The organism is Massilia sp. UYP32 (assembly GCF_050434365.1).
GTDB classification, from domain to species: Bacteria; Pseudomonadota; Gammaproteobacteria; order Burkholderiales; family Burkholderiaceae_D; genus Telluria; species Telluria timonae.
Window position 1 is genome coordinate 47,428 of sequence record NZ_JBNDIK010000021.1, and the last position, 12,944, is coordinate 60,371.

The following is a 12,944-nucleotide window of genomic DNA, read 5'->3' on the forward strand; positions in this document are numbered from 1 at the left end:
CGAGCGATTCCCTTACGTGATCCTGCGCCGATTTCTTGTCCTGCTCCCCGTCCTCCTTGCTGCCGGCATCGCGCATGCTTCCGCCGACCACGACGGCTTGCGCGCGCTGCGTATCGCCGCGCCCGAGGCGCCGGCCATCGACGGCGTGCTCGACGAGGCGGCCTGGCAGCGCGCGCCGCGATACGACGATTTCCACAAACATGTGCCGCGCGACGGGCAGCCTGTTCCGGCGGGCTTGCGCACCACGGTGCAGCTGCTGGTCGACGATGGCGCGCTGGTATTCGGCATCCGCGCCTGGGATCCGGCGCCCGAGCTGCGCCGCGGCCAGCTGGCGCGGCGCGACAAGGTCGCCCCCGACCAGGACTTCATCGGCATCTGGATCGACCCGGCCGGGCATGGCCGCTCGGCCCAGTTCGTGCGCATCAATACCCTGGGCGTGGTCAGCGACGGCATGCACCGCGCCGACGACGACGAATCCGACCTGGGGCCGGATTTCCCGGTCGAGACTGCCGTCAGGATCCTGCCCGACGGCTACAGTATGGAAGTGCGCTGGCCGCTGTCGAACCTGCGTTTCCCGTATGCGGATGGACGCAACTGGCGCATGATGGTCGAGCGCAGCGTCCCGCACGCCGACGGCGCGTTGCTGGTGAGCGCGCCGTTCCGGATCGACGCACTGAGCCACCTGAGCTTCCTGCAGGAGATCGCGGGTATGGACGCCACCGTCGAAACGGTACGCGACCGCGGCTTCGTCGAGCTGCGGCCCGAGCTGACCGTGCGCAGCGAACGCGCGGCGACACCGGGCCAGCGCTTGCGCGGCCAGCAGGCCGAGCTGGGCCTGGAGATCAATGCCCGGCCGCGCGCCGACTGGGTGTTCAACGCCACCATCAATCCCGATTTTTCCCAGGTCGAGATCGACGAGCCGTTGTCGCAGGGCGCCAGCAACGTGGCGCTCAGCCTGCCCGAGAAGCGCGGCTTCTTCCTGGAGAGCGCCGACGTGCTGGGCCTGCCACTGCCGGCCTTTTATTCACGCACCGTGAACGATCCCGAATATGGCCTGCGCGCGACCTGGCGCGGCGCGCACATGGACGCCACCGCGATGAGCCTGCGCGACGAGCCGGGCGGCCTGGTGCTGCGCGGGCGTCCTTATGAAACGCTGGAATACGCGCAGACCCGGCGCACGATGGCCAGCCTGGCGCGTGCGCGCTGGCACCAGGAAGGCCTGCTGCTGGGCGCCTTCGTCTCGCAGCGCGACTACCACCGCTTCGGCAGCAACGAGGTGCTGGGCGTCGACGCGCAATGGCGCGGCGAGACCGACGGCGGCGTGCAGCACCAGCTGTCCGGGGTGGCGATGGCCTCGCGCACCACGGCCGGCTTCACGGAAGATGACTTGCCGGCGCAGGTGGACCAGCGCTCCGGCGGCTACCTGTGGGGCAAGTACCTGCACAAGACGGCGCGCTGGTGGCACGAGGCCGAGGTGGAAGCGATCGCGCCCGGCTTCGTCAACGACAACGGCTTCGTGCCGCAGGCCGGCATCGCCCGCATCACGGGCTCGATGAACCGGATCCTGGGCCCGCAGTCCCTCGGCTCGCTCGAGCTGTACGAGTTCGAGACCTATCTGATCGTGCACGAGATGCGCACCCTGGCCGACTCCACGACCGGCCAGCGCGGCGGCGAGACCGTCGAGAGGAAGCTCCGTCCCGGCGTGTGGATGGCGGCGCCGCTGCAGACCGGCCTGTGGGTCGAACTGGGCTTCGACCGCCAGCGCGCCGGGCCGGGCGGGCGCCTGCACGACACCCGGGTCGTCAACTTCGGCGTCGAGACCACGCCGGCGCCATGGATCTCGAAGATCGCGCTGGAGGCCGCGCTGGGGCGCCAGCTCGACGTCGACGCCGACCGCGTGGGGCCGGGCGGCAACGTGATCCTGGACGTGGGGCTGCGCTTTCCCTTGCGCCGTGGCTGGTCGCTGGAGCTGGACCATCACGTGAACCGGGCCTGGGTGCAGGGCACGCTGGGCCAGCCGGCGTTCTCGGACACCGCCTGGCGCTGGCTGGCGATGCTGCATTTCAGCTCGCGCGATTCGCTGCGCCTGCTGGCCCAGAACACCTGGGCCGCGCGGCGCGACGACGGCGTGACCCAGCTCGAGGCGTGGAACGACCGCCAGGTCCATCGTTCGCTGCTGTATCGCTACCAGTGGCGGGTGGGCAGGACGGTGTCGCTCGGCATCGTGGACGACAAGCTGCCGCTGGTGGATGAGCGCAGCAGGTCGCTGACGTTCAAGCTGCAGTGGGAAGTCTGAGCATCGACCGTTCATCGGGCTACGCAGCCATTCGACCCCGCGCCTCGTCGTTCCATCGGAACCGCCAGGCGCTTCGCAGTTCCGGCTGGCATAGTGCACTCATCCAGGGAGCGGGGGTGAACATGAACAAGGGATGGATTACGGCATGCCTGATGGCGGCAAGCGCCATGGCGGTGGGCGCCGACGAGGGTCCGGACCGGGCGCGCCTGGCGGCCGAGATCACGGCCGCCGACGCGCGCCTGTTCGGCGGCCTGAACGCGCGTGATATCGGGCCAATGAAGGAAGGCTTCAGCCGGCGCCTCGAGTTCTATCACGATCGCGGCGGCGTGACCGGCTACGACGAGAATATCGCCGTCTTCGAAAGGAATTTCGCGGCGCCGAACCGGCTCCGGCGCGAAGCCTTGCTCGACACCTTCGAGGTCTTTCCGTCCGGTCCGAACCATGCCATGCATATCGGCAAGCACCGCTTCTGCAACAAGCCCTCGCCCAGCGAGCCCGAAGGCTGCAGCGTCTACCGTTTCTCGATGGTCTGGGCGCGCGAAGCGGGCGCGTGGAAGCTGCTGCGGGTGCTCAGCTACGATCACTGACGCCGCGCCGTGCGCGCCGGTGATATGCTGGCGCCATGACTACCGAATCCGATATCGAACTGTCCGGCGCCTTCCAGGCCAAGGATGGGCAAGGCCGTACCCTCGACGTGAAGAACATCACCATCTTCGACGAGGGCTACGGGATCATTGACGTGTACGTGAAGTTCGCGGCCAAGCTCGAACCGGGCGCCTACAAGGACACCGTCCTGGTGCGCCAGATCATCGACCGCCTGCGCGCGGTCGGCTACAAGGGGCCGGACTTCGGCCACAGCGATCCGGGCCTGCAGGAAAGCCGCCTGATCGTGCTCGAAGCGCCCGAGGAATTCGCGGCCTTCGCCAAGAGCCGCGGCTGGAAGAACCTGGCCGAAGACTTCGACGAATAAGCCAGACTGAAAAGGGCCGGGATCGCTCCCGGCCCTTTCTACATCGGCGTCATGATCTCAAGCGCCCAGGCGCAGTTCCAGCCCGGTCGCGGTATAGGTCGGCGTCACCGTGTAGCCCTCGACCGTGATGGTCTCGAACTTGCCCTTCAGGCTGCCCGCGGTGATGACCTTCAGCGTCGCGCCGGCCGCCGGCTTGTAGCCGTTCTGGAACGCGATGCGCAGCGTGCCGCCGCCGATCGTCACCGCGCCGCTGACGCTCAGGTGGCCGTGGGTCACCGCGCCGACGCGCATTTCGAGCGTGGCGCCCGCGAGCTGGGTGTACCCCTTCGCCAGCGCCAGCGTGCCCGCCGTATTGTTGACCACCGTGGCGCCGCCGGCGACATACACCTCGCCGGTGCCGAAGGCGGTCATCGACAGCGCTTCGAGCGCGCCGCCCTCGACCTGGGCGCCGCCGCTCCAGCTGTTCCTGCCGCCCAGCTTCAGCACGCCGCTGCCTTGCTTGACCAGCTTGCCGCTGCCCGAGATGTCGTTGCGCCAGCGGTCGACGGCATGGAAGCCGCCCTTGCTTGCGTCCATGTTCACCACCACGTTGCCGGTGAAGACGCCATAGCCTTCCGCGGCGGCGAACAGGTTCAACCGGCCCCAGCCTTCAGGATCGTCCAGCACCGGGTAGCCGGAAGGGATCGCCGTCGTCTTCAGCACCACCCGGCGCTGCGCCTCGCTCAGGTAGGGCAGGCGGGTTTCCAGCATCACCTCGGCGCCTTTCGGCACCACCGCCGGCGCGGTGGCCGAGCCGATCTGCGGCAGGCCATAGGTCATGCGGCGCAGATAATTTGCGCGGCTGGCGGCATAGTCGGCGAAGCGGTCATTGGCAGGTAGGCCCGAGGCGGCGTAGTTCGCGAAGGTGGCCGGCGTCGTGCTGGTCAGCTTCATCAGCGTCGTTTGCGCCTGGGCGCGGGCGGCGGCGCGGGTGGTGGCGCCGGCGGCGATCAGGTTGGCCGCGGCGACGGCCTGCGCCTGCACGCGGCCGCTGATCACGTCCAGCGGCGAATGCATGCCGGCCAGGATGCGGCTTTCGCCGAGCTCCAGGCCGCGGCCGACCAGTTCCTGGAAGCGTTCCGGCACCACATAGGCCATGGCGACGGCGTTGCGGGTGGCTTCCGCCGAGTGGCCGCTGGTGAAGCCGCCGTCGGTGCCCGGCGTGGAGCTCTTGGCCGGCTCCAGCTGCGGCACCACCTGCACCGCGCTGCTCCAGCGGTATGGCCGCGCGTACTTGTAGAAGCGCTTGGCCGGCTCGGTCGAGCCGTTCGCGCCCATCGCGTTGACCAGGTCGATCACCTTGCCGAACTCGGGATTGGCGTCGCCGCCGACGCCGTTGTTGTTGCCGCCGTCCTCGTACTTGACGCTGACGGCGTCCTGCGGCATGTCGTTGATGGTGGTGGTCTGGCGCGCGGCGCTGCGCCAGGCGTCGGTCAGCGGGCCCATGCCGCTGGCGGTGCTGTAGCCCTTGCCGCGCCGGTCGTCGAGGTAGGCCAGCAAGGCCTGTTCGGGCGTGCGGCTGGCGGTGGCCCTGACCACGTAGTCGATGTTCGCGTTGTGCACTTGCGCGTTGACGACCGTGCCGCCGGGCGTGCCGTCGTTCGGCAAGCCGGTCCAGCTCGAGGCGACGACGGCGGGGAAGCCTTCCACGGCCGGGGCTGCCTGGCCGGCGTCGACGATCTCGGTGAGCGGCTTCCAGACGTCGAGCATGCCGCCAAGCACGCGCACGCCGGCATTCGTGGCCAGGGTGGCGTAGCGGGCGTCGCCGCGCTGGTTGGTGGCGACGGTGTCCACGAAGGCCGTGACGGCAGGGACCGGCGCGGTATCGGCCGCGCCCTGGTCGGCCGGCGCCGGCGGAAGCACGACGACGACGTCGGCATCGTCATGGTGATCGGAACCGCCGCAGGCGCTCAGGGCGAGAATGGCGCCGATGGCGATGGCGAGCGGAAGGCGGCGCAGTGGACTGGCGTAATGCATGGGCTAACCCTTCAATGGATTGTGAGGCAGAAAAAGTGAAGGGATGATATGAATGCCGTGTGACGTCTTCGTGACGAACCTGGGCATCAGAGGAGAGGCAGCGATGTTGAATGCGGTACGGGACTTGATGCAAGCGCCTGCGGGCATGGCCTGCGATTTCAGCCAGCCCGCGGGCGAGCCGGCGCTGGCGCCGCATGACGGCATTGCGTGGCAGGTCTTCGCCAACCCGGTCGCCCTGTTCGTGGGCGGGGTGACGGCGGTGCTGCTGGAACTGGCCGAGCCGTCGGTGCGCTCGGGCGTATGGGACCACAGCAGCTTCCAGCGCGATCCGGGCACGCGCCTGCGCCGCACCGGCTTCGCGGCGATGATGACGGTGTATGGCCCCCGCTCAGAGGCCGAGAAGATGATCGCGCGCGTGGTGCGCATGCACGGGCGGGTCGAGGGCCGCACGCCCGACGGCCGCGCCTACCACGCCAACGATCCGCGCCTGCTCGACTGGGTGCAGGCGACCGCCTCGTTCGGGTTCACCGAGGCCTATCACCGCTACGTCCGGCCGCTGTCCGCTGCCGAGAAGGACGCCGCCTTCGCCGAATCGGAGCCGGCAGCGCGCCTGTATGGCGCGACCGGCGCACCGCGTTCATGGCTGGAATGGGAGACGCTGCTGGCGCAGGCCGCGCCGGGGCTGGAAGGATCGAGCATCCTCGCGGATTTCATGCGGATCATGGGCGCGGCCCCCATCGTGCCGGCGCCCCTGCGTCCATTGCAGCGCCTGCTGGTGCGCGCGGCGGCGGAGATCACACCCGAGCCGGTGCGCTCGCTGCCGCAGCTGCGCGGGCGGGGACTGCGTTTCGGCGAAGCGGCGCTGGTGCGCGCCCTGGCGCGGGGCGCCGCGCTGGCGCCGCTGGGCGACACGCCGCAGGCCCAGGCCGCGCGGCGCGTCGCCCAACGTTGATCAGAACGCCGCGATGCCGGTCTGGGCGCGGCCCAGGATCAGGGCGTGGATGTCGTGCGTGCCTTCATAGGTGTTGACCACCTCGAGGTTGACCATGTGGCGGATGATGCCGAACTCGTCCGAGATGCCGTTACCGCCCAGCATGTCGCGCGCGACGCGGGCGATGTCCAGCGCCTTGCCGCACGAGTTGCGCTTCATGATCGAGGTGATCTCGACCGCCGCCGTGCCTTCGTCCTTCATGCGGCCCAGGCGCAGGCACCCTTGCAGGCCGAGGGTGATCTCGGTCTGCATGTCGGCCAGCTTCTTCTGCACCAGCTGGTTCGCCGCCAGGGGTTTGCCGAACTGGGTGCGGTCCATCGTGTACCGGCGCGCGGTGTGCCAGCAGTCTTCGGCCGCGCCCAGCGCGCCCCAGGCGATGCCGTAGCGCGCCGAGTTCAGGCAGGTGAACGGGCCCTTCAGGCCGCGCACGTCCGGGAACGCGTTTTCTTCCGGGCAGAACACATTGTCCATGACGATTTCGCCGGTGACCGAGGCGCGCAGGCCGAACTTGCCGTGGATCGCCGGCGCCGACAGGCCTTTCCAGCCTTTCTCGAGCACGAAGCCGCGGATCGCGCCTTCGTCGTCCTTGGCCCACACCACGAACACGTCGGCGACCGGCGAGTTGGTGATCCACATCTTGCTGCCGGTCAGGCTGTAACCGCCGTCCACCTTGCGCGCGCGGGTGACCATCGAGGCCGGGTCCGAGCCGTGGTTGGGTTCGGTCAGGCCGAAGCAGCCGATCCACTCGCCGGTGGCCAGCTTCGGCAGGTATTTCTGGCGCGTTTCTTCATTGCCGAATTCAAAGATCGGCACCATCACCAGCGAGGATTGCACGCTCATCATCGAGCGGTAGCCGGAGTCGACGCGCTCGACCTCGCGCGCGATCAGGCCATAGGCGACGTAGTTGAGGCCGGGGCCGCCGTACTGTTCGGGAATGGTCGGGCCCAAGAGGCCCAGCTCGCCCATTTCGCGGAAGATCGAGACGTCCATGGTCTCGTGGCGGAACGCCTCGAGAATGCGCGGCTGCAGCTTGTCCTGGCAATAGGCCGCCGCCGCGTCGCGCACCATGCGCTCGTCGTCAGTCAGCTGGCTGTTCAGCAGCAGCGGGTCATCCCAGTGGAAAGAAGCTTTCTTGGACGAGTCGGTACGGGTCATCGCAAAATCCTGTCTCTAAGTTCTAGTTTGGTCGGTAGCACGCGCGGCGCGCCTGAACATTATAGAAACGTGCCGCACCCGCATCTTTTGAAACTGCGACAGGCATTTTCATTTTTTATCGATGCATCCTGCCGTGCTGACGGCAAGCTGACAAGGTCAGCGCGGCGCCGTGCTGCCGAACTTGCCGCCGTGGAAGATCAGGGCCGATTGCGGATGGACCTGGCACTCCTCGACCTCGCCGACGAAGATGACATGGTCGCCTTCGGGATAGCGGCTGCGGTTGTGGCATTCGAACCACGCCGACACGCCTTTCAGGATCGGCAGGCCGGTGCGCGACAGTTCGTACTCGACGCCCTCGAACGGATTCTCGGTGCGGCGCGAGAAGCGCAGCGCCAGTTCTTGCTGGCCGGCCGACAGCACATTGATCACGTAGTGCGAGTTGCCGCTGAAAATGGGCAGGCTGTTGGCGCCGGCGCCCAGGCTCCACAAGACCAGCGGCGGGTCGAGCGAGACCGAATTGAAGGAGCTGGCGGTCAGGCCGCGAAAGCTCCCGTCGGCCAGGCGCGTGGTAATGACGGTCACGCCGGTCGCGAATTGCGACAGGGCGTGGCGGAAATGTGTTGTATCGAAGCCGCGCGTCGTGGCGCGGGCGGAAAGTGTATTCATGCGATTCCTGAACGTTGGCGCTCATTATGCCATCGTCGGGGGAGTCCTTGCCGCGTATGCAGGCAGTTCGATGCAGGATGGGGCACTTTGCGCTACATTAAAGGATATCTAATCTGACAAATGCCAAGGTGAACTATGAGTGAGCAAAAAGCAGCCGAAGTCGCCATCCTCGGCGGAGGATGCTTCTGGTGCGTCGAAGCGGTTTACCTCGAGGCGCGCGGCGTCACCCGCGTCGAATCCGGCTATATGGGCGGCCAGGTCGACCATCCGACCTATGAGGCGGTGTGCGGCGGCGCCACCGGCCACGCCGAGGTGGTGCGTCTCGAATTCGATCCTGCCGTGATCAGCTACCGCGACATCCTCGAGATCTTTTTCACCATCCACGACCCGACCACCCTGAACCGCCAGGGCAATGACGTCGGCACGCAGTACCGCTCGGTGATCTTTACCACCTCGCCGGAACAGGCCGAGATCGCGCACAAGGTGATCGGCGAGATGGGCCTGGTGTGGGATGCGCCGATCGTCACCGAGGTCAAGCCCCAGGAAACCTGGTACAAGGCCGAGGACTATCACCAGAACTATTTCGCCCAGCACCCGCTGCAGGGCTATTGCGCCTTCGTGGTGGCGCCGAAGGTGGCCAAGTTCCGCAAGACCTTCACGGATCGCCTGAAGGCCTGATGGTCGGGCAGGGACTCAGGCAGACATTCAGGCAGACATTCAGGCAGACATTCAGGCATACATATACCTCCTCGACCACGGCAGCTGCGCCACGTCGCTTCCCGTCTTGCCGCACACGATCTGGTACAGGCTGATCCGGTCGTGGGCGAAGGCGTAGGCGCAGCCGGCCAGGTACACGTGCCAGATGCGGAAGCGCTTCGGATCGGTCAGGGTGCGGATGTGGGCCGCATTGCTCTCGAAATTGTCGGTCCAGAGCGCGCAGGTATGGGCGTAGTGGCGGCGCAGGTTTTCCACGTCGCGCACTTCCAGGCCGCCTTCCTGCATCGCCCGCACCACGGTGGCCAGGTGCGCCAATTCTCCCTGCGGGAACACGTATTCGTCGATGAACTGGCCACCGCCGTAGGGCGTCGCGCCATTGTCGACGTCGGTGGTGGTGATCCCGTGATTCATTGCCACGCCGCCAGGGGCCAGCAGGTCGGCGACCCGCGCGAAATAATCCTTCAGGTGCTGCACGCCGACGTGCTCGAACATGCCCACGCTGGTGATGCGCTCGAAGCGGCCGTCGACGTCGCGGTAGTCCTGCAGCCGGATCTCGATCCGGTCTTGCAGCCCGGCTTTTGCTACCCGTTCGCGCGCCAGCGCGGCCTGGTTTTCGGACAGCGTGATGCCCACGCAGCGCGCGCCGAATTTTTCGGCCGCGCGCAGCGCCAGCGCCCCCCAGCCGCAGCCGATGTCGAGCAGGGTCTGGCCGGGACGCAGGTCGATCTTGCGCAGGATGTGGTCGATCTTCTTGACCTGCGCGGTGGCCAGGTCTTCGTCGCCTCCCTCGAAGTAGGCGCAGGAATACACCATGCCGGGATCGAGCCAGGCGGCGTAGAACTCGTTGGAGACGTCGTAGTGGTAGCGGATCGCGTCGCGGTCGGATTCGCGCGTGTGGTGTTTCCGCAAGCCCAGCGCGTCGGCCAGGCGGCCGCCCCTGGTGTCGGGGCCGGATACCCCTCCGGACGCCGCCAGCGCATTGCCGATGGCGATGATGTCGGCCGCACGCCCCATCACCTCGATCGCGCCTTCGACGTAGGCGCGGCCCAGGCTGTACAGGGAAGGGGAGCGCAGGTAGCGCAGCGCGGCGGGGCCGGGGATGCGGATGGTGACCCGTGGCGGATCGGGCGACAGGTCGATGCGTTCACCGTTCCACAGCTCCACGCGCAGCGGCAGTGACAGTTGCGGCAATTTGCCGCGCAGGCCTGCTTGCCAGGCCGACAGCTTGATCTGATCGAACACGGTCCACCCCTTTTTATCAAAGGCGTAGCCGGCCGCGGCTCCTGGCCGGTTACGGTTGCAAACTACGGTTGCAAACGCTGGCGCGTCCAGCCGCCGTCTTCCCGCCGCTCGTAGACGATGCGGTCATGGAAGCGCGAACGCCGGCCTTGCCAGAATTCGATACGGTCGGGGATCAGGCGGTAGCCGCCCCAGTTGTCGGGACGCGCCGGATCCTCGCCGGCCCCCTGCGCCACGACGTCATAGTTCTGTTCGAGTTGCGCACGGCTGGCGATCGGCGCGCTCTGCTTCGAGGCGATCGCCGACAGCCGGCTCTTGAGTGGACGGCTGCGGAAATAACGGTCGCTTTCCTCCGGTGCAGTGCGCTCCACACGACCTTCGATGCGTACCTGGCGTTCGAGTTCGCTCCAGAAGAACAGCAATGCGGCGACACTGTTTTCGCGCAAATCCGAACCCTTCTTGCTGTCGTAATTCGTGTACCACGAGAAGCCGCGCGCATCGAATTGCTTGACCAGCACGATGCGCGAGCTCGGGCGGCCATTGGCGGCCACGGTGGACAGCGACATCGCATTCGGTTCATTCACCTCGGCCTTCAGGGCCTGCTCGAACCAGGCCGTGAACTGGTCGATCGGGTCGTCCAGCACGTCGGCTTCGTCGAGGCTGGCCTGGCCGTAGTCCTTGCGCAGATCGGCCACGGCCTGGCCCAGGGCCGGTGACAGCGGCGTAGTCGCAGGTGTTCCCGATGCCGCGATGCCGCGCCGCAGTTGCATGGCCTGGCCCAGGCGCGCCATCTGCTCCGGCGAGAACAGGCGCAGCGCCATCGGCGCAATATTGCTTTCCTCGCGCTCCATGTGGGAGGTATAGCTGGCCACGAAGCGCCGCACCTGGCTTTCCGACAGCACCGTGCCCGTGCCTTCGGCGATGGCGGTCAGCTGCTCGTGCAGGTCTTGCCACAACGCATCCATATCCTTGTGGTCTTGCAGGATGGTCGGCGCCAGCGCCTGCAGGATGGCGGCGTCGTCGCCCTGGGCGGTGGCGCGCAGCATCGGGATCAGGTCCTGCTCCTCGTCGTCGTGGTGCAGGTGGGCGGCCTTGTCGAAATAGCGCAGCACCGCGCTTGCCGCCTGGCGCGCCTGGTCGTCGGCGCCGTGCTGGGGCAGGTGTTCCAGCAGCTTTTCCAGGGTCGCGAGCTGCTTGCGGATGCGTCCGTGGCAATGCTTGAGCACGGCGATCGGTTGATCGAAATCGGGGGCGGTGTCGGGCAGCAGCGAGCTCATGGCAATCCAGTGGCATTTTAGTGACACGCGACAAGTTTGGCGCACCACTATTTGGTTATCTAAGAGGTATTTTAGTGCAGATGCGAAAGTGCTGTCCGCTACAATATTGGGATGAACCAGATCAACACTCAGCTCTTTTCGGCAACGTTGGACGAGGAAGTCGACTTTGCGCGCCGCTTCGGCGGCATCGCACGCCTGTACGGTGAGCGTGCGCTGGAACGTTTCCGCGCGGCGCACGTCTGCGTGATCGGCGTCGGCGGCGTCGGCTCGTGGGTGGTCGAGGCGCTGGCGCGCAGCGCGGTCGGCCGCCTGACCCTGATCGACCTCGACAATGTGGCCGAGTCGAACATCAACCGCCAGATCCAGGCGCTGTCGTCGACCGTCGGCATGGCCAAGATCGAGGCGCTCAAGCAACGCATCGCCCAGATCAATCCGTTCTGCCAGGTCACGCTGGTCGAGGATTTTATCGACGTCGAGAACATCCCGGCAATGATCGCCGACAAGAATTTCGATTACGTGGTCGACGCCATCGACAGCGTGAAACCGAAGGCGGCCCTGATCGCCTGGTGCAGCGCCAACAAGATGCCGCTGGTGGTGGTGGGCGGCGCGGGCGGCCAGATCGATCCGACCAAGGTCGAGATCCGCGACCTGGCCCGCACCGAGCAAGAACCGCTGCTCAAGAAAGTGCGCAAGATCCTGCGCGCGCAATACGGCTTTTCGCGCGGCGAAAAGCAGAAATACCATATCGACGCCGTGTTCTCGATGGAACCGCTGCGCTATCCCGATGCTGGCGATGCCTGCGCGGTCGATCCGAACAGCATCACGGGCCTGAACTGCGCCGGTTTCGGTTCGAGCATGGTCGTCACCGCGACCTTCGGCATGGTAACGGCCGGCCAGGTGCTGCGCCGGCTGGCCGAGGCGGCGGCTGCCGCCAAGGCTGCAGAGGCGGCCCTGGAGGCCGGTGCGGTCCCGGCAGGGCAAACTGTGCAAGCCGAAGCGGCCTTGTTATCATAAGATTGTTGCAACCGTCCGGTTGCCTATTCTTGGAAGAGCACTCATGATTCGTCGATCCGCATTCATTGCACTGCTGCTGGCCGCTGCGAGCGTCCAGGCGCAGGAAGGCGCGCAGGACGCCAGCAAGCCGACCACCCAGCCGCCGCCGGACGTGCAGCAGTCGAGCACGCCGCCGGTCGCGCCGCCTGACAACCAGGTTCCGGCGCCGGTGGCCGAGGCCCCGGCGCCCCAGGTCGAGATCGTCGACCGCGTGGTCGGCACCGGCAAGGAAGCGACGCTGGGCAGCAATGTCGTGGTCAACTACTCCGGCTGGTTCCACAAGCCGCTGGCCCGGCAGCAGCGCGGCCGCAAGTTCGACTCCTCGCTCGAGCCAGGCCGCGAGCCGCTCGAGTTCCAGCTCGGCGCGGGCCGCGTCATCAAGGGCTGGGAGCAGGGCGTGGCCGGCATGAAGGTCGGCGGCAAGCGCACCCTGATCATCCCGAGCGCGCTGGCCTACGGCAAGCGCGGCGCGGGCGGCGGCGTGATCCCGCCCGATTCCGACCTGATCTTCGACGTGGAACTGCTGGACGTCCGATAACGTCAAAATTTGTTCGACAACGGGAG

12 protein-coding genes are annotated in these 12,944 nt (G+C 67.0%); 7 read left to right on the forward strand and 5 right to left on the reverse strand.

Annotated features, from left to right (window positions below):
- Positions 1-16 precede the first annotated feature (16 nt).
- The 3 genes from ABIB42_RS17265 (at position 17) to ABIB42_RS17275 (ending at position 3,266) form a co-directional block, all read left to right on the forward strand.
- A complete protein-coding gene (locus ABIB42_RS17265) occupies positions 17-2,296 on the forward strand; it encodes a carbohydrate binding family 9 domain-containing protein (RefSeq protein ID WP_005665012.1) in 2,280 nt (759 codons plus the stop codon).
- Positions 2,297-2,418: 122 nt separating this feature from the next.
- Positions 2,419-2,883 (forward strand): nuclear transport factor 2 family protein, encoded by a 465-nt coding sequence (locus tag ABIB42_RS17270; protein ID WP_429248697.1) that lies wholly within the window; start codon positions 2,419-2,421, stop codon positions 2,881-2,883.
- A gap of 35 nt (positions 2,884-2,918) precedes the next feature.
- Entirely contained in the window at positions 2,919-3,266 is a 348-nt protein-coding gene (locus ABIB42_RS17275) for a hypothetical protein (protein WP_005665014.1), read from the forward strand.
- A 57-nt stretch (positions 3,267-3,323) separates the two neighbouring features.
- Here ABIB42_RS17275 and ABIB42_RS17280 read toward each other — a convergent pair whose 3' ends face one another.
- The gene (locus ABIB42_RS17280; RefSeq protein ID WP_429248698.1) at positions 3,324-5,282 is read right to left on the reverse strand and encodes a phosphatase PAP2 family protein; all 1,959 of its coding nucleotides are present in this window, start codon (positions 5,280-5,282) and stop codon (positions 3,324-3,326) included.
- A gap of 127 nt (positions 5,283-5,409) precedes the next feature.
- Here ABIB42_RS17280 and ABIB42_RS17285 point away from each other — a divergent pair, with 127 nt between their 5' ends.
- Positions 5,410-6,234 carry an oxygenase MpaB family protein gene (locus tag ABIB42_RS17285; RefSeq protein ID WP_429248699.1) on the forward strand — a complete coding sequence of 275 codons (825 nt, stop codon included), beginning with the start codon at positions 5,410-5,412 and terminating at the stop codon, positions 6,232-6,234.
- On the opposite strand, the gene ABIB42_RS17290 is transcribed toward ABIB42_RS17285, so the two are convergent.
- A complete protein-coding gene (locus ABIB42_RS17290) occupies positions 6,235-7,428 on the reverse strand; it encodes an acyl-CoA dehydrogenase (protein WP_005665019.1) in 1,194 nt (397 codons plus the stop codon).
- Between the two features lie 156 nt (positions 7,429-7,584).
- A complete protein-coding gene (locus ABIB42_RS17295) occupies positions 7,585-8,094 on the reverse strand; it encodes a flavin reductase family protein (RefSeq protein WP_005665021.1) in 510 nt (169 codons plus the stop codon).
- A 135-nt stretch (positions 8,095-8,229) separates the two neighbouring features.
- On the opposite strand from ABIB42_RS17295, the gene msrA reads away from it, so the two are divergent.
- Complete coding sequence (msrA, locus tag ABIB42_RS17300) at positions 8,230-8,772, forward strand: peptide-methionine (S)-S-oxide reductase MsrA (protein WP_005665023.1); 543 nt, start codon at positions 8,230-8,232, stop codon at positions 8,770-8,772.
- 51 nt (positions 8,773-8,823) lie between these two features.
- Here msrA and ABIB42_RS17305 read toward each other — a convergent pair whose 3' ends face one another.
- On the reverse strand, positions 8,824-10,053 hold the full coding sequence (locus ABIB42_RS17305; RefSeq protein WP_429248700.1) for a class I SAM-dependent methyltransferase: 1,230 nt from the start codon (positions 10,051-10,053) through the stop codon (positions 8,824-8,826).
- Positions 10,054-10,115: 62 nt separating this feature from the next.
- A complete protein-coding gene (gene pdxH / locus ABIB42_RS17310; protein ID WP_312486137.1) occupies positions 10,116-11,327 on the reverse strand; it encodes a pyridoxamine 5'-phosphate oxidase in 1,212 nt (403 codons plus the stop codon).
- Between the two features lie 111 nt (positions 11,328-11,438).
- On the opposite strand from pdxH, the gene tcdA reads away from it, so the two are divergent.
- Complete coding sequence (tcdA, locus tag ABIB42_RS17315) at positions 11,439-12,341, forward strand: tRNA cyclic N6-threonylcarbamoyladenosine(37) synthase TcdA (RefSeq protein WP_429248701.1); 903 nt, start codon at positions 11,439-11,441, stop codon at positions 12,339-12,341.
- Positions 12,342-12,384: 43 nt separating this feature from the next.
- Positions 12,385-12,918, forward strand: a complete 534-nt coding sequence (locus tag ABIB42_RS17320) for an FKBP-type peptidyl-prolyl cis-trans isomerase (RefSeq protein WP_005665028.1) — start codon at positions 12,385-12,387, stop codon at positions 12,916-12,918.
- Positions 12,919-12,944: the final 26 nt, after the last annotated feature.